This is a genomic window from Lacticaseibacillus mingshuiensis (assembly GCF_016861785.1).
Taxonomy (GTDB): Bacteria; Bacillota; Bacilli; order Lactobacillales; family Lactobacillaceae; genus Lacticaseibacillus; species Lacticaseibacillus mingshuiensis.
The window spans coordinates 38,798-53,708 of record NZ_BOLS01000013.1 but is presented as its reverse complement, the minus strand read 5'-3'; the positions used below and the strand labels follow the sequence as shown (position 1 = coordinate 53,708).

Sequence of the window (14,911 nt, the reverse complement as noted above, 5' to 3'; positions counted from 1 at the left end):
CGCGTTTTTTTGATTCTTTTTTCGACTGGGTGCGTTTTTTTCCCTAATTGCGAAATCATTCAATGCGGGGGTGAAAAAATGGATCCAGTCGTGATGTATTTGCAACAGGCCGTCGCGGAATCGAGTAGTGATGTCTATTTGATTCCGGATGGCAAGGACTATCAGCTGGTCAAGCGGCAACCGGGCGGGCTCAGTCAACGCGAGCCGTTGCCGGGTGAAGAAGGCAGACGGTGGCTCAACACCTTAAAGTTTGCGGCGGGGATGAATCTGGTCGAGCAGCGCCGTGTGCAGATCGGGCGGCTGACGTTGACGGATGTCGCGGCGCAAATGCGTCTGTCGACGGTGGGCGATCATTTAGATCGAGAGACCATGGTCATTCGCTTGCTTTATGGCATTCCGGCGCTCGACAGCTATAGTAGGCCGCTTGTCGAGACGTTGGTCAATGCAGCGGAGAGCGGCGGCATGATCGCGTTGGCGGGGCCAACTGGCGCCGGAAAGACGACACTCTTGTATCAAGTTGCGCGCGAGTTGGCCAGAAATAAGATGGTGCTGACGATCGAAGACCCGGTGGAGATTCTCGCGCCGGCCTTCGTTCAGCTGCAGGTCAATCCCCAAGCAGGGATGACCTACGAGGCGCTGTTAAAGGCCGCGCTGCGGCATCGCCCCGATGTCCTGGTGATCGGTGAGATTCGGGATCGTGCGACGGCGCAGGCCGGCATTGAAGCGGCATTGTCCGGCCACGTCGTCCTGACCACGATTCATGCGCGCTCTGCGCAAGGGGTGGCGATGCGATTACAGGCATTGGGTATCGCCGCCCCATATGTCCAAGCAGCGTTGCGCGTCAGTGGGTATTTACAGCTTGCGGTCGAGCCGGTGATTCATGCGCAGCTTGATCTGTTGCCAGCCGTTGAAAAAAGGGGGCTGTTCGGCGCATGAAAAAAGCCAAACGACTCTCTTCCAGCCAGCAAGTTCAATTTGCGAGTACGCTTGCCCAATTACTCGAGGCCGGTTTTTCCCTGCAAACGGCGATCAGCTACCTGTTGATCGCCATGCCGCAAGCAGCAGCGGTGCTCAATGCCTTGCAGCGCGCGCTGACAGGCGGCGTTCGCTTCAGTCAGGCGCTGACGGGTCAGGGATTCGCTTCGCCGATCGTTTTTCAGGTGACCTTGGCGGAAGGACATGGGGCGCTGAGCCGAGCGTTGGCCACCAGTGCAAGTTTGATGCAGATGCAGCAAATGCAGCGGCGGCACTTGGCGCAACAGCTCGTTTATCCAGCGGTGCTGCTGGGCCTGCTAGCGATTTTGCAGGTCGCGCTATTGGCCGTTGCATTACCCTTGCTTGAATTGCCAGTTGGTCCGGCTGCGTGGTGGTCGATCGGACTGTCAGGGACGATGGCACTCGCAGGCGGTTTCGGCGCGTTAGGGTGGCGGTTTGTGCCGGCCGCCGCGCGTGCCACCCTTGCCATGCGCGTGCCTGTGGTTCGGCGCATGATGACCCTGTTTTACCAATACCAGTTCATGACTGGGAGCCAGGCCTACCTGCTTACGGGCCAGCAACTGACCGATTATTTGGCACATCTGGGGGCCATGCCAGCCGGTCCGCTTGCCAAAGTTGGGCGTCAGGCGACAGTCAGCCTCAGTGGTGGGGCAACGGTGGCCGAGGTGCTTCATCATCCGTTGATTCCGCAAAGTCTGCCCGCACTGCTTGCGCTGGGTTTACCCCGCGAACAAGTTGTCAATGGAATCGAGTTATTGGCGGCACAGCAATTTGCCAGATTGCAGAGTGGTTTGGCCAAGGCCGTCGCGGTGGTGCAGCCGCTGCTGTTTTTAGTGATCGGTAGCCAGATCGTGCTGGTCTATCTGACCGTTTTATTGCCTCTTTATCAACAGATCGGAGGAATGGGAACATGAGACACAAAAGACGACGTGGGTTTACCCTGATCGAAGTCTTGGCCGCCATCGTTTTGATCGTGGTCCTCACAGTGGCACTGGTCGCAACGATCAACAGTCAAGTTCAGCAGGCTAATCGCCAAAATAATCGGATACTGGTCGAAACAGTCAACGCGCAACTCGTCATTACCGCCCAGCAGGTTGGCTGGGTGAAACCGACCAGTACGCAGGATCTCGTGACGCAAGGAATCATCTCCAAGGAGCAGCTGGATCGGTTAACTGGGACCGCCACATTTGATCTGACCAGCGACCCGCCGCAGTTTCGGATTCGCCCATGAGGCGGCGGGGGTTTACCTTGATCGAGGTCCTAGCCAGTCTTGTGGTGGCGACGCTACTTTTGACCGCTGCACTTACAGGCGCCAATCAGCTGATCGCGCGGCAGACTGCGCAACATTTTATGCAGGCTTGGCAGGCAAGCTGGCGCGCCCAAAGACTGGCGACGGCGCGAACTGGACAACGCGCACGACTGGTTGCTTCCTATTATGACCAGTGGGTGCGGGTGGGGCCGTGGCCGGAAAAAATGAGCGCCGGAAAATGGGAGACCGCCGTCACGACGCAGACTTTTGTTCTGCCAAAAGGGGTCTCTTTGCGCTGGCCCAAGGCAAAAAATGTTTTTTTCCCAGCCGATGCGGAAATGGTCTATCAAGGTGGTGATTCATTCAGCGGGCTAGTCACGTTGATCTTTGATTTTGCGGATGGCCACAGCGAGTCGGTCAGTTCACAGATGAGTTGGGGGGAATTGCGGTGGTATCGCGATTAAAGGGGAGTACCATGGCGGAACATCTTGCGGCCTTAATGGTGCTGGTGCTCGCCGCGTCATGGCTGGTCCTGATTCAATCTTTTTATTTGCGGAATGTGAAGCCGGCGCGGCTGGAAATGTCGGCCAAAGAGGCGGCGCTGATCGGACTCCACGAGCTTCAGGGGCGGGGCCAAAAGACTGACGAATTGGCGGCCACTGTCAGATACGGGCTCGAGAATTGGCAAATTCAGCTGACCGAAACCGGCATCCTGGTGACGGGGGAGGGACACCACTATGAATTTTTCCTATCCGGGAATGAGACGGCGCGGTAACACCATGGTCGAGGCCATGATCGCGGTGGCATTATTTGTGGCGGTCGTTTTACTTTGGCGGCCGGTCCTTCGGGGATTTTTGGTGGCGGCCTGGCCAGATCGGGATTACTTGTTGGCTATGAGCGCCCAGACGCGGCTGGAGGAGATGGCGCAACAGGCGACGACGATGACGATCAACCACGCCGAGGCAGGGGATGAATGGCAGGTGACGACCCCAGCTGGCGCGCTGACTGTCGCGGCGGGGATCAAGCCAACTGGGCCGTATTTGTTCCGGACCCCAGGCTTTAATCCACTCGCGATCGGCATCGCCAAGTGGACACTTGCACCGTTAGCCAATGGGGAGATCAAATGGACCTTCAAGACGCCACAACAGATCGAATTTTCTGGGATTCTGTCCCAGTCGTCACCAAAGGAGCGTGAGGGGGATGCGGCGACGCGGTAGTGCACTGATAGTTGCCATCGCCATTTTTGCGTTGATGACATTGGCCGGGGCGGCGCTCATGGCTGAAATGACGCAGTGGCGTCTCAGTTATCAACAGCGCAGTCAGACGCTGACAGTGCGCCTTCAAAGTGCCTGGCGGGCATACTGGCAGGCCGACCTGTCTGACGGGCCATGAGTGAATGCCGATGCGGCGCGGTTGTAACCGTGCCCATCGGCTTTTTTAAAACCTTGAAACTGGTCTGTCTCATAGGTAAAATGGAACTTGTATTATCAAAGGAGGGAGACGCTTGGCAAACGAGTTGAAGTCGCTTTACACAGTGCTAGAGCAAACAACGACGATGCTGGCGAAACAGCTGGGTACCAGCTTTTTGGCTAGTGCGATCGAGTCTGGCGAAAACCTCCAAGCGGGAGCTGTGAAGCAGGAGGACGGCAAGCCGGATGCAGAAACGGCGGCCAAGATGCAGGACCAGTATGATCAGATCGACCTGGGTGCTTTTTCTGCAGAAGACATCCGTCAGGCGCTGCAGTTACTGTTGGTCGAGGCGATCAGGCGCGATGGCATCGAGCCAAACAAACAGGTGACGCCCGATGCAATGGCGAGTCTGGCGACATATCTCGTCACGATCTTTGCGGGCTCTCTGAGCAGCCCAGTCACGGTGGTCGATCCAGTGGCAGGCAGTGGCAATCTGATCTTTGCGGTGATGAATCAGTTGCATGCCGCATTGAAGGTGACCACAACAGGGGTGCTGATCGATAATGACGAGGACCTGTTAGCATTTGCGGCCATGAGCGGTCAGTTGCAGCATCAAGATGCCCAGTATTTTCACCAAGATGCGCTGGCCACGCCGCCGGTCACGCAGGCGGACCTGGTCGTGGCGGATCTGCCGGTCGGGTACTATCCGGTGGATGAGCGCGCCAAGCAGTTTGCCACGGCCGCTGCGTCTGGCCACTCGTATGTGCATCATCTGCTACTTGAGCAGAGCCTGCACTTCTTGAAGCCTGGCGGACTCGGGCTGTTTTTCGTGCCGAGCAACGTTTTTCAGACGGATGAAGCGAAGGGCCTGACCGCATGGCTGGCAAAAACGACCTACCTGCAGGGCCTCTTGAATCTGCCTGAGGACTTCTTTGCGAGCAAGGCCGCTGAAAAATCGTTGCTGGTCTTGCAGCGGCCGGGTGGTTCGGCGAAGCGCGTCAACCAAGTTCTGTTGGGCACATTTCCCGCGCTCAATGATAAACAGGCATTCAGTCGCTTTATCGGCGACGTGAATCGCTGGGCGGCGACCAACCTCGCCCCCGCGCACCACTGAAATTAACCAGGGGTCATTGATCGATCCCGTTTAAGGAGATGTACTGATGACAAAGATTCTCGCTATCAACGCCGGCAGTTCGACGTTGAAGTTCAAATTGTTTGAAATGCCAGAGGAGACCGTGATCGCAAGTGGCATGGTCGATCGGATGGGCCTGCCGAATTCCAAATTCAAGGTCAAGTATGGCGATGGCCAGCAATACTTAGTGAACCAGGACATTCCAACGGCAGACATGGCCGTTGACCTGTTGCTGAAGGCGCTGATCGATCTCAAGATCATCGGCGATTACAAAGAGATCGAAGGCATTGGCCACCGCATCGTCGCAGGCGGCGAACGGTTTAAAGAATCTGAAGTGATCGATGCGGCGTCGCTGAAAGAAGTGCGCGCACTGTCAGATTATGCGCCACTGCACAACCCAGCTGAAGCTGACGGCATTCAGGCGTTTATGCACCTGCTGCCAGGCGTGCCGGAAGTCGGCGTCTTTGACACGTCTTTCCACACAACCATGCCGAAAATGAATTACCTGTACTCGATCAAGCGCGAGTATTACGAAAAGTTTGGCGCGCGTAAATATGGCGCCCATGGGACCAGCCACCGCTACGTGTCCCATCGTGCAGCCGAGATGCTTGGCAAGGACCTCAAGGACTTGAAGATGGTCACCTTGCATTTGGGCTCTGGTGCTTCGATCACCGCGGAAAAAGATGGCAAATCGTTTGATACCTCGATGGGCTTCACACCGTTGGCTGGGATCACGATGAGCACGCGCAGCGGTGACATCGATCCGTCGCTGGTTGCCTTTTTGCAGCAAAAGCTCGGTTTGAAGGATCCGCAAGAGATGATCGACATTCTTAACAACGAAAGCGGCTTGGTTGCGCTGTCGGAATTGTCACCTGACATGCGTGAACTGGAAAAAACGCGTGAGACTCGCCCACAGTCACAGCTGGCGATCGACATTTTCGTCAACCGCGTCATCAAATACGTGGCCGGCTACATTGCCGAAATGGGCGGCATCGACGCGTTGGTCTTTGCCGGTGGCATGGGCGAAGGCGATCCGAAGATGCGTCAGCGAATCATCGATGGCCTGTCCGTCTTTGGCCCGAAACTCGATCCTGTTTTGAATGACGTCGACACAGTTGAACGTGTGATCTCCAGCGATGACTCGCCGGTCGCCGTACTTCTGGTGCCAACCAACGAGGAATTGATGATCGCCCGCGATGTTGTGCGCCTTGCACATTTAGGTTAAAAATAAGAGGCTGGGTCGCACATTTGGGCGGCCCACCTTCTTTAGAAAAGAGGTGCTGTGATGCAGTGGACGAGTATTTTATATATCGTCGTCTTCATCGTTGCGGCTGTGGCAGTCGGGCTGTTTCGGCGGCAGGTGGTCTACGCGGCCCGGGCGCGGCGGGGCTGGCGAATCTTTTATCTGGTTGCAGCCGGCCTGATTCTGGCGATGACCCTGGTGATCTCAAAGACCGTGGATGAGTATGTGAGCGGGTTTTTCATCTGCGGGATGTTTCTGATCTTCGCTTTTTGGCAACGCGGGCTCACCACCAGTGCCGTCATCAATGGCCTGGGTAGTGTGCGCGCCTACCGCACCTTTTCCGCGATTCGGTTGCAGGCAGATGGGACTAGCGGCACCAGCATGCAGGCGATGGTCGGTTCGGTGACCGTGGTGAAAATGCGGTTTAAAGATGATCCAAAGTTCGTCGCGAAGTTTTTGAAGCGGCGGATGGACCCACAGCGCGTGATCATCGTGCAGTGAACAACTTTCATGAAAGTAGTAATAAAAGCGGCGTGACGCGATTCATGCCGCTTTTTGATTCGTCATTGGGAGGAAGCTGGGCCGCTTGCCGCGTATACTGATTCTAAGGAATAGAAGGGAACGATGTTGATTGACGCAGCACAGCACACACCAGCCGCAAATGGCCCGCAGTTTAAAGAGTCGCCACATCCAATTGATCGCGATCGGCGGCACGATCGGGACCGGCTTATTTTTGGGGGCGGGCCAATCGATTCACTTGGCGGGCCCGTCGATCTTGCTGGCGTATCTGTTGGCTGGCATCATGTGTTTTGCCTTGATGCGCGCATTGGGTGAGCTGATGCTGTCGGATGTCGATCAGCACTCCTTTGTGGATTTCATCAACCGCTATTTGGGGCCGCGCTGGGCGTTCATCACCGGCTGGACGTATTGGGTCTGCTGGATCGCGATCGCGATGGCGGAAGTGACGGCGATCGGACTCTACATTCGGTTCTGGCTCCCAGGCCTGCCGCAATGGGTGCCTGGACTGATCGCATTGGCGTTGCTGGCGCTGCTTAATCTGATCTCTGTGGGGGCGTTCGGCGAAACGGAATTTTGGTTTGCGCTGATCAAGGTGGCCGCAATCATCGCGTTGATCGCCATCGGGGCCGTGATGATCGGCTTTCATTACCGCACCGCGGTGGGCCATGCCAGCTTGCACAATCTCACGGCGTTTGGCGGTTTTTTTCCAACTGGGGTCCGTGGGTTCTTCTTATCGTTTCAAATGGTGACCTTCAGTTTCGTCGGCATCGAAATGGTCGGGATGACAGCCGGTGAGGCGCAAGATCCTGAGAAGGTGATTCCCGAGGCCATCAACAAATTACCCGTGCGGATCATTTTGTTTTATATTGGGGCCTTGTTTGTCCTGATGTGCATTTATCCTTGGAACACCTTCAGTGCAAATGCCAGTCCGTTTGTTCAGGTGTTCAACAATGTCGGCATTAAGATCGCGGCGGATGTGATCAACTTTGTGGTGCTGACCGCCGCGGCGTCGGCCTGCAATTCTAGCCTGTTTTCGACCGGCCGCATGCTGTTTTCGCTCACGCTGCCGACGAAGGGAAAATTGCACTGGTTCTCTCATTTGTCGCGCCGCCAAGTGCCAGCCCGCGCGATCGTCGGCTCGGCGCTTGTGATCGCGGTGGCAGTGCTGCTCAACATGGTATTGCCGGATCACGTGTTCAGCGTCATCTCAAGTGTCGCGACGACTAGCTTCCTGTTTGTGTGGAGCATGATCATTTTGGCGCATCTCCGGTTCAAAAAAGCACATCCCGGCAAGACTGCCTTTCCCGCGCCGCTATTTCCTGTGGCGGACTGGTTTGTGTTGGCTTTCTTGCTGATGATCGCGGTGGTGATGATGCTGCGCCAAGAAACGGCGATCGCGGAACTCCTGGCGATCGCTTGGCTGATCTTTTTAGCCATCGCGTACCGCTTGCAAGAACGGCGCGCCTAAAACGAGACGGAATCAAAAAAGTCGAGGGATCTTGACCTCGACTTTTTTACACTCATTGCTCATTGACGATCGCGGCTTTGAGCGCTTGTGCGGCGCCTGTTTCGCTGACAGTCTTATAAGCCTTGTACGCCCCGTAGAAATCACCTTTGGCCAGGGCCTCCCGCAGTGGCTGCAGCTGACTTTCGGAAAAAAGCACCTGCGCTGCAGCCTTGGCTTGGGTGCTGGATAGACTGGCGGCGCTCTGAAGTAAGTCCGCCGCCTTGGTTTGACTCTGGGCGGCGGCGACGATCGTACTCATTTTGGTGGCCTTGAGCGTCGATGCGACCTGATCCAGCGTCGCGTCGGTGTCTGGGTTGCCATTTTTTGCCGCGTCAATGCGCTGAACGATCTGGTCCTTGACCACGTTATCGGCAGGAGTGTTGCCGCCTGCCAGTGTGCGCAGGCCATTATTGACTTGCGGGAAAAAGGCGACGCCTAGGCCAATCAAAATGATGAGCGTCAGCCCGATCGCGAGGAGGATCTTTGGCCAGCGCCGTTTGCGTGGTCGATTTGTCAGACGTGTTTGGGTCATTGTTACCAGTCCTTTCATTTATAAACAGAAAGGGCCTCCGCTGGCCGCAAACTCTGCGGCTGGAGACCCATTTGTGACTGCATTTCACACGATTAGTTGGTCCTGATCAGGAACTGATCGTCACCAAGAAAGCCTATTACACCAGTAACTGTGGAAAAATTGATATTTACCCAATGGAGGTGAGGAGAATCGAACTCCTGTCCATCAGCCCTGCTACACCCAGCTCTACACTCATAGTCGATTCATTTGAATTTCGCCAACGCGCCGCGCCAACCGGCTAGGCTAACGCGCGAGGGCTATCCTGAGAATCTCTTGCGGCTCCCTCAGGCGGCAGGAGACGCCGTAGCTCAATGATTTGAGACCTGACACCGCCGCTTGAGCGACAACGGGCAGATCACGCTAAGCTGTTATTAAGCAGCCAGGGCGTAAGAATTTTCGTTTTTTGCAGTTAAATTAACTGTTTCCGTTGATGACGGAGCCGAGCCTCCGGAGTGCACTACATGCGCGAAGACCAATGTCGAGACCATTACACCCCCGATAGTTGCAACCGTCATGATAGCATGGACCAGAAAGGTTTGTCAAAGTTTGGCCAGGGTGCTAGGCTGGATATAAAATATAAGTTACAATTTGGTGATAGGAGAATTCGGTATGATTTTTATGATCGCTGGCGCTGTCCAGTTTGTGATCGGTGTCCTCTTTTTGATCGCACCGGCAAAAAAGCCAAGTAGCTTTTACGGGTATGTCTCATACCTGGCCCGCGTCACGGATGAGGGGTTCGTGTTGGCGCAAAAATGGGCGCGCAATGCACTACTGGTGACCGGGACGCTTGAGATCGCGGCGGGGGCTGCGATCAGAGCCTTACACTGGGAAGGCTTTTTCATCATTTGGCTGATTTTGGCCGTGCTCTTGTTTCTGCCGATGTTCACCTATACTGAAAGCAAATTGAAGCAATATTTGACAGCTCATGACGCGATGCCGACCGACTATGTGGATCCGGACGAGGCGCTCAAGGCGCGTTCCGCTCACCGCTACCGGCAAGGCTACCGTGATCAACGAAAGTGAGGCCCCTCATAATGAAGATTTTAATGATCGAGGACAACGAAAGCGTTGCCCAGATGATGGACATGTTTTTCAAGAAGGAACAGTGGGACGTGGTCAACGCGTATGACGGCGAGGAGGGGCTCGCCCAGTTCAATGCGGCCCCTGACAGCTTCGATCTCATCACCTTGGATCTCAACTTGCCGAAAATGGATGGGATGCAGGTCGCCCAGGAGATTCGCAAGACGTCAAAAACCGTGCCGCTGATCATGCTGACGGCGCGCGATTCGGAAAGTGACCAGGTCCTCGGCCTGGAGCTCGGCGCAGATGATTATGTGACCAAGCCGTTTTCACCGATCACGTTGGTTGCGCGCATCAAGGCGCTACATCGGCGCGCCGAAGTCAGCGACGCGCCGGCCGAGGTCAAACCGGAGACCACGGCTGAGTATGACGTGGTGACGCCGCATTTCAAGCTCAGCACCAAGACGCGCGAGGCGTTTTTGGATGACGAGCCGATCGAGGGCCTCACGCCCAAGGAATTCGACTTGCTGCACACGCTGGCGCAAAATCCTAAGCAGGTGTTCTCGCGGGAACAGCTGCTTCAATTGGTGTGGGATTACGAATATTATGGCGATGAACGCACCGTCGACGCGCATATCAAAAAGCTTCGGCAGAAGATCGAAAAGGTTGGCCCGCAGATCATCCAGACGGTCTGGGGCGTTGGCTATAAATTCGATGATTCAGGGCTTGATAAATGAAGATGCTCTACCAGCAGATGCTCGCCTTTTTCGGTGTGATCTTGGTCACGCTGGCGGTCGTCTCCATTTTGTTTATCCGCTCCACGACAAGTAACGTCTGGGAGACTAGCTTCGATCAGCTTGAACAATATACCGATGTGCTCAAGGATCGGGCGGTCGATAGCAACACGTACCTGATCAATTCGCAGTTCATCCAAAACTCCGAGGAGATTCTCAAGGACCAGCACGTGCATTTCATTATTTATGATGCCAAAAACAATGCGCGTTACCCGGCTCAGGCGGCCAATGGTGGTGCCGAGCCGATCGCCAGCAATTACTGGAAGCAGCTGAAAAATGGCAATGCCGTCGCGCTGCCTGAGCTGACGACCAATCCGGCAGATGGTAAGGCGCAAAGCATGACCATCTATTATAAGCCGGTCTTTTTGGACAATGAACTGCTGTTTGTTATCGCCGCGTATGCACCGGTCGACAATATTCAGGCGTCGATCAAAAAAACCGAGCATAACTTGTTGATCGCCTTTCTGTTGTCGATGCTGGCGGCGATCGTCATTTCCTATTTTGTCGCGCGTTACCAGACGGGGCGGATCAATCGTTTGCGGCTGGCGACCCACCAGGTGGCGGAAGGGGATTACGACGTCGAGGTGAAGGTCAAGGGGAGCCAGCGCGATGAAGTCGTGGCGCTGGCCAACGATTTTCAAGACATGGTGCAGAGTTTGCGCGCCAGCCAGGCGGAGATCAAGCGCCAGGAAGAGCGGCGCCGGCAGTTCATGGCGGATGCGGCTCACGAGATGCGCACGCCGCTCACCACGATCAATGGGCTCTTGGAAGGCCTCGCGTATGACGCGATTCCGGAAGAGAGCAAGGGCGAGTCGATTCAGTTGATGCGCCGGGAGACCAACCGTCTGATCCGACTGGTCAACGAAAATCTGGACTACGAAAAAATTCGGACCAACCAGATCATGCTCAACAAGCAGACTTTCAATGCGACAGAGGCGCTGCATGACATCGTCTCGCAGTTGACGAAAAAGGCGCAGGACGCTGGCGACACGATCACCATTGAGGCCGCAGAAGAGGTGCCGGTCTTCGCCGACCATGATCGCTTTGTGCAGGTCCTTTTCAACATCACGCAAAACGCGATTCAGTTTACCCAAAATGGGACGATCACGGTGCGTGCGAAGGCGGGCTATCACCAGACTGAGCTGGCGGTCACCGATAGTGGTATCGGCATGAGCCCGGATCAGGTCAAAAACATCTGGGAGCGGTATTATAAAGCTGATCCATCTCGTAAAAACACTAAGTACGGCGAATCTGGACTGGGCTTGGCGATCGTTCATCAACTGGTCACCTTGCATGGTGGCGAGATCAAGGTCGATTCCGAGCTTGGCAAGGGTACCACGTTTACCTTGACCTTCCCGGATGAGGAGACGGCCCCAAAGCAAGCCCCGATCACGTATACCAAATAGGAGGTTATCCGCATGGCAGATGTCCTGGTCGACGCATTCTATATTCTCAGCGAATTTCTTTTTCTTCCGGTAGCTGTTTCGCCCGCATCGCAGCGGTGGCTTTGGCTACGGCTGGCGCTGGCGATTCTACTAAACACTGCGTTGATGGGCAGTGGTGTCCTGCTGTTCGTGAATGGGCTGGGTGGCCCGAAGTGGCTGCCGCTGGTCGGTGGCGCCTTGGTAATCGGCGTCTTCGGTTTTTTGTTAGGCTATTCGCTACGCAATTTTTGGCGGGCCTACCAAGCGTCGCGCACTGCAAAATGAGACCAGACATTTCTAATCAGAACACTCGGCTACGGCTGGGTGTTTTTTTATGTCGTTACAGGCAAAACCGATTTCATTAGAATCAAATGTGTCGCAGGAATTAGAAATTGCTTTTATCAGAAACGTTCGGTAGAATGACGATATAGACAAAGTTAGGCTTGCCTAACCAAGGGAGGAATTATCTATGCTCAGAGTCAAGGGCCTGTCCGCGGCATACGAAGGGACCCCGATCTTCTCTGATGTGTCTGTCGATTTTGTACCGGGTAAGATCACTGGCATCATCGGACCAAATGGCGCAGGCAAATCAACATTGATCAAAAATATGCTGAACTTGGTGAAACCGGTGAACGGGTACGCGGAATTAAATGGCGTTCCGCTGGTGAAACAAGCGGCCTCCGTTGCCTATATCGAGCAACGCGCGGAGATCGATCTAACTTTTCCCATCGACGTCTTGGATGTGATCGTGATGGGCACCTATCCGAAACTTGGATGGTTCAAGGTGCCTGGTAAAACGCAGCGTGCCCAAGCCAAGGCGGCGCTTTCAAAGGTCGGATTGAGTGACTTTGCCCATCGCCAGATTGGCAACCTCTCTGGCGGGCAGTTGCAGCGCGTGTTCGTCGCTCGGGCCATCGTTCAGGAGGCGCCTTTGGTCTTCATGGATGAGCCGTTTTTCGGCATCGATATGCAAAGTGAGGCCGAGATCATCCGCATTCTCAAGGAATGGCGGGCGGCGGGCAAAACAATCGTGGTGGTCCATCATGATCTCAACAAGGTCAGCCAGTATTTCGATGAACTGGTGATCATGAGTCCAGGCGCGGGGGTCGTGGCGCACGGGCCCGTGGCTGAGGTTTTCACGCAAGCCAATATTCAGGCGGCGTTCTCGCCAGATCTTGGTAATGTGTTGTTTGGATCAGGCAAGGCCGATTCAGCGGTCGCCGCGGGCAAACAGGAGGTGGCCTTCAATGACTAGTCTTGTCGCGTTTTTCAACGGCTTGATGCAGTACAATTTCCTGCAGACAGCACTGATCACCGCCATTATGGTCGGGGTCATGTCCGGCATCATCGGCAGTTTCATCATTTTGCGCGGGATGTCGCTGATGGGGGATGCAATCTCTCACGCGGTGCTGCCGGGCGTGGCCGTTGCCTACATGCTTGGCATCAACGTCGTGTTCGGGGCCGCCTTCTTCGGCATTTTGGCCGCCCTATTGATCGGGTTTGTGGCCGATCGCACCAAGTTGAAAAATGATACCGCGATCGGCATCGTTTTCTCCGCCTTTTTCGCCTTAGGGTTCATCCTGATCTCGCTGGCGGAAAGCTCGACGAACCTGCATCATGTGCTGTTTGGCAACGTGCTCGCAGTCTCCGATTCCGATCTGTTACTGACAAATGCGGTGTTGGTCGTGGTCGTTCTATTCACCGTTTTGTTTTACAAGGAATTGCTGGTCTCTTCCTTTGACCCGCATTACGCACAAGCTTATGGACTGAAAGTGCAAGTCTTGCATTACGGCTTGATGCTGATGTTGACGCTGGTGACCGTGTCCGCTTTGCAAACAGTCGGCATCATCTTGATCGTTGCGATGCTGGTCACCCCAGCCGCGACCGCCTTTTTGTGGACGGAGAACATGGGCGTGATGCTGGTGTTGTCCGCGTCGATCGGCGCCGTGTCCGCATTGATCGGGCTGTATTTCAGCTATACCTTCAACTGGGCGTCCGGCCCAGCAATCGTGTTGACCGCCGCCGTCCTGTTTTTGCTCTCGTTCATTCTCTCGCCAAAACAGGGCCTGCTCCGTCAGCTGAAGGGTGGTGCGGCCAATGCTTAAACGCTTGGGTATCACCAGCCTGTTGTTGGCGGCGGTGACCGGCTTTGTCCTGTGGTTCGTGAATGCCAAACCGGTCCGGGTGATGGGCGATGCCAGCACAATGCGCATTGTCACGACCAATTCGATTTTGGAAGACATGACCGAGCAAGTGGTCGGCAGTCGCGCGGAAGTGTACAGCATTGTGCCGCGCGGGCAAGATCCTCACGAATATGAGCCGAAGCCATCCGACGCCCAAGCCACCGCGGCCGCGGATCTGATCTTCCATAACGGGCTCAAGCTCGAGACTGGCGGCAATGGCTGGTTCACAAAATTGGTGGCAAATGCCGGCAAACGCGATGGCAAGGAAGTCTTTGCGGCGTCTGAAGGCGTCACAGCCCGGTATGTAAATGGCGACAAACAATCGCCGGACCCGCATGCCTGGCTGGATATCGCCAATGGGATTCGGTACATCAAAAATATCACAGCGGCTGTGATCGACAAAGATCCGGCGCACGCAAAAGAGTACCAGGCCAACGCCGATGCCTACATCGCCAAGCTCACCAAGTTGGATCAGGCGGCCAAAAAGCAATTTGCCGACATCCCGGCGGCCAAAAAACTGTTGGTCACATCCGAAGGCGCGTTCCAGTATTTCAGCGCGGCCTATGATCTGACGCCGACCTTCATCTGGGCGATCAACACCGAATCTCAAGGGACCCCAGAGCAATTGCGCACCGTTCTGGCCAAGATCGACGACAGCGATGTGCCGGTGCTGTTCGTTGAGACCTCGGTGTCGAAAAAAGCGATGCAAAAAGTCAGCCAGGAAAGTGGCAAACCGATCTACGCGACACTCTTCACGGATTCCCTTGCCAAAAAAGGTCAGGACGGCGATACCTACCTGACCATGATGCAATGGAATCTGTCCCATATTCATGAGGGATTGGCACAATGATTGCAGGGGACTG

The 14,911-nt window shown here is 55.3% G+C and carries 19 protein-coding genes and 1 other RNA gene; 18 read left to right on the top strand and 2 right to left on the bottom strand.

The window, feature by feature from the left end:
• Nucleotides 1–78 precede the first annotated feature (78 nt).
• The 11 genes from JUE67_RS09095 (at nucleotide 79) to JUE67_RS09045 (ending at nucleotide 8,017) form a co-directional block, all read left to right on the top strand.
• Nucleotides 79–936 carry an ATPase, T2SS/T4P/T4SS family gene (locus tag JUE67_RS09095; RefSeq protein ID WP_203628247.1) on the top strand — a complete coding sequence of 286 codons (858 nt, stop codon included), beginning with the start codon at nucleotides 79–81 and terminating at the stop codon, nucleotides 934–936.
• Nucleotides 933–1,910, top strand: coding sequence for a type II secretion system F family protein (locus JUE67_RS09090; protein WP_203628248.1), 978 nt, complete (start codon nucleotides 933–935; stop codon nucleotides 1,908–1,910). Before JUE67_RS09095 ends, JUE67_RS09090 begins: the two co-directional genes overlap by 4 nt.
• Nucleotides 1,907–2,227: a type II secretion system protein gene (locus tag JUE67_RS09085; RefSeq protein ID WP_203628249.1), complete on the top strand. Its 321-nt coding sequence runs from the start codon at nucleotides 1,907–1,909 to the stop codon at nucleotides 2,225–2,227. The genes JUE67_RS09090 and JUE67_RS09085 overlap by 4 nt, the downstream gene beginning before the upstream one ends.
• Nucleotides 2,224–2,709, top strand: coding sequence for a prepilin-type N-terminal cleavage/methylation domain-containing protein (locus JUE67_RS09080; RefSeq protein WP_225877947.1), 486 nt, complete (start codon nucleotides 2,224–2,226; stop codon nucleotides 2,707–2,709). Before JUE67_RS09085 ends, JUE67_RS09080 begins: the two co-directional genes overlap by 4 nt.
• A gap of 11 nt (nucleotides 2,710–2,720) precedes the next feature.
• Nucleotides 2,721–3,020 carry a hypothetical protein gene (locus JUE67_RS09075; RefSeq protein ID WP_203628251.1) on the top strand — a complete coding sequence of 100 codons (300 nt, stop codon included), beginning with the start codon at nucleotides 2,721–2,723 and terminating at the stop codon, nucleotides 3,018–3,020.
• Entirely contained in the window at nucleotides 2,983–3,462 is a 480-nt protein-coding gene (locus tag JUE67_RS09070) for a hypothetical protein (RefSeq protein ID WP_203628252.1), read from the top strand. The genes JUE67_RS09075 and JUE67_RS09070 overlap by 38 nt, the downstream gene beginning before the upstream one ends.
• Nucleotides 3,446–3,637, top strand: a complete 192-nt coding sequence (locus JUE67_RS09065) for a hypothetical protein (protein WP_203628253.1) — start codon at nucleotides 3,446–3,448, stop codon at nucleotides 3,635–3,637. The genes JUE67_RS09070 and JUE67_RS09065 overlap by 17 nt, the downstream gene beginning before the upstream one ends.
• 112 nt (nucleotides 3,638–3,749) lie before the next feature.
• Nucleotides 3,750–4,769 carry a class I SAM-dependent methyltransferase gene (locus JUE67_RS09060; RefSeq protein WP_203628254.1) on the top strand — a complete coding sequence of 340 codons (1,020 nt, stop codon included), beginning with the start codon at nucleotides 3,750–3,752 and terminating at the stop codon, nucleotides 4,767–4,769.
• Between the two features lie 46 nt (nucleotides 4,770–4,815).
• Nucleotides 4,816–6,012, top strand: coding sequence for an acetate/propionate family kinase (locus tag JUE67_RS09055; protein ID WP_203628255.1), 1,197 nt, complete (start codon nucleotides 4,816–4,818; stop codon nucleotides 6,010–6,012).
• A gap of 60 nt (nucleotides 6,013–6,072) precedes the next feature.
• Entirely contained in the window at nucleotides 6,073–6,531 is a 459-nt protein-coding gene (locus JUE67_RS09050; protein ID WP_125697159.1) for a hypothetical protein, read from the top strand.
• A gap of 160 nt (nucleotides 6,532–6,691) precedes the next feature.
• On the top strand, nucleotides 6,692–8,017 hold the full coding sequence (locus JUE67_RS09045) for an amino acid permease (RefSeq protein WP_203628271.1): 1,326 nt from the start codon (nucleotides 6,692–6,694) through the stop codon (nucleotides 8,015–8,017).
• 52 nt (nucleotides 8,018–8,069) lie between these two features.
• Here the strand turns inward: JUE67_RS09045 and JUE67_RS09040 are convergent, their stop codons facing one another.
• A complete protein-coding gene (locus JUE67_RS09040; protein WP_203628256.1) occupies nucleotides 8,070–8,588 on the bottom strand; it encodes a hypothetical protein in 519 nt (172 codons plus the stop codon).
• A gap of 171 nt (nucleotides 8,589–8,759) precedes the next feature.
• Nucleotides 8,760–9,124: a transfer-messenger RNA gene (ssrA, locus tag JUE67_RS09035) on the bottom strand.
• Nucleotides 9,125–9,236: 112 nt separating this feature from the next.
• Here ssrA and JUE67_RS09030 point away from each other — a divergent pair.
• The 7 genes from JUE67_RS09030 (at nucleotide 9,237) to JUE67_RS09000 (ending at nucleotide 14,898) form a co-directional block, all read left to right on the top strand.
• The gene (locus tag JUE67_RS09030) at nucleotides 9,237–9,650 is read left to right on the top strand and encodes an SdpI family protein (protein ID WP_125697161.1); all 414 of its coding nucleotides are present in this window, start codon (nucleotides 9,237–9,239) and stop codon (nucleotides 9,648–9,650) included.
• A gap of 11 nt (nucleotides 9,651–9,661) precedes the next feature.
• Complete coding sequence (locus tag JUE67_RS09025) at nucleotides 9,662–10,384, top strand: response regulator transcription factor (protein WP_203628257.1); 723 nt, start codon at nucleotides 9,662–9,664, stop codon at nucleotides 10,382–10,384.
• Complete coding sequence (locus tag JUE67_RS09020) at nucleotides 10,381–11,847, top strand: sensor histidine kinase (protein WP_203628258.1); 1,467 nt, start codon at nucleotides 10,381–10,383, stop codon at nucleotides 11,845–11,847. The genes JUE67_RS09025 and JUE67_RS09020 overlap by 4 nt, the downstream gene beginning before the upstream one ends.
• Before the next feature lie 12 nt (nucleotides 11,848–11,859).
• Nucleotides 11,860–12,150: a hypothetical protein gene (locus tag JUE67_RS09015; RefSeq protein ID WP_203628259.1), complete on the top strand. Its 291-nt coding sequence runs from the start codon at nucleotides 11,860–11,862 to the stop codon at nucleotides 12,148–12,150.
• Nucleotides 12,151–12,334: 184 nt separating this feature from the next.
• Nucleotides 12,335–13,120 carry a metal ABC transporter ATP-binding protein gene (locus JUE67_RS09010; RefSeq protein ID WP_203628260.1) on the top strand — a complete coding sequence of 262 codons (786 nt, stop codon included), beginning with the start codon at nucleotides 12,335–12,337 and terminating at the stop codon, nucleotides 13,118–13,120.
• Nucleotides 13,113–13,970: a metal ABC transporter permease gene (locus tag JUE67_RS09005; protein ID WP_125697165.1), complete on the top strand. Its 858-nt coding sequence runs from the start codon at nucleotides 13,113–13,115 to the stop codon at nucleotides 13,968–13,970. The genes JUE67_RS09010 and JUE67_RS09005 overlap by 8 nt, the downstream gene beginning before the upstream one ends.
• Complete coding sequence (locus JUE67_RS09000; protein ID WP_203628261.1) at nucleotides 13,963–14,898, top strand: metal ABC transporter solute-binding protein, Zn/Mn family; 936 nt, start codon at nucleotides 13,963–13,965, stop codon at nucleotides 14,896–14,898. The genes JUE67_RS09005 and JUE67_RS09000 overlap by 8 nt, the downstream gene beginning before the upstream one ends.
• The last annotated feature ends 13 nt before the right edge of the window (nucleotides 14,899–14,911 follow it).

Coding starts and splice junctions, on each gene's coding strand:
- JUE67_RS09095 (WP_203628247.1), top strand. CDS start 79: ATGGATCCAGTCGTGATGTATTTGCAACAGGCCGTCGCGGAATCGAGT.
- JUE67_RS09090 (WP_203628248.1), top strand. CDS start 933: ATGAAAAAAGCCAAACGACTCTCTTCCAGCCAGCAAGTTCAATTTGCG.
- JUE67_RS09085 (WP_203628249.1), top strand. CDS start 1,907: ATGAGACACAAAAGACGACGTGGGTTTACCCTGATCGAAGTCTTGGCC.
- JUE67_RS09080 (WP_225877947.1), top strand. CDS start 2,224: ATGAGGCGGCGGGGGTTTACCTTGATCGAGGTCCTAGCCAGTCTTGTG.
- JUE67_RS09075 (WP_203628251.1), top strand. CDS start 2,721: ATGGCGGAACATCTTGCGGCCTTAATGGTGCTGGTGCTCGCCGCGTCA.
- JUE67_RS09070 (WP_203628252.1), top strand. CDS start 2,983: ATGAATTTTTCCTATCCGGGAATGAGACGGCGCGGTAACACCATGGTC.
- JUE67_RS09065 (WP_203628253.1), top strand. CDS start 3,446: ATGCGGCGACGCGGTAGTGCACTGATAGTTGCCATCGCCATTTTTGCG.
- JUE67_RS09055 (WP_203628255.1), top strand. CDS start 4,816: ATGACAAAGATTCTCGCTATCAACGCCGGCAGTTCGACGTTGAAGTTC.
- JUE67_RS09050 (WP_125697159.1), top strand. CDS start 6,073: ATGCAGTGGACGAGTATTTTATATATCGTCGTCTTCATCGTTGCGGCT.
- JUE67_RS09045 (WP_203628271.1), top strand. CDS start 6,692: ATGGCCCGCAGTTTAAAGAGTCGCCACATCCAATTGATCGCGATCGGC.
- JUE67_RS09040 (WP_203628256.1), bottom strand. CDS start 8,588: ATGACCCAAACACGTCTGACAAATCGACCACGCAAACGGCGCTGGCCA.
- JUE67_RS09030 (WP_125697161.1), top strand. CDS start 9,237: ATGATTTTTATGATCGCTGGCGCTGTCCAGTTTGTGATCGGTGTCCTC.
- JUE67_RS09025 (WP_203628257.1), top strand. CDS start 9,662: ATGAAGATTTTAATGATCGAGGACAACGAAAGCGTTGCCCAGATGATG.
- JUE67_RS09020 (WP_203628258.1), top strand. CDS start 10,381: ATGAAGATGCTCTACCAGCAGATGCTCGCCTTTTTCGGTGTGATCTTG.
- JUE67_RS09015 (WP_203628259.1), top strand. CDS start 11,860: ATGGCAGATGTCCTGGTCGACGCATTCTATATTCTCAGCGAATTTCTT.
- JUE67_RS09010 (WP_203628260.1), top strand. CDS start 12,335: ATGCTCAGAGTCAAGGGCCTGTCCGCGGCATACGAAGGGACCCCGATC.
- JUE67_RS09005 (WP_125697165.1), top strand. CDS start 13,113: ATGACTAGTCTTGTCGCGTTTTTCAACGGCTTGATGCAGTACAATTTC.
- JUE67_RS09000 (WP_203628261.1), top strand. CDS start 13,963: ATGCTTAAACGCTTGGGTATCACCAGCCTGTTGTTGGCGGCGGTGACC.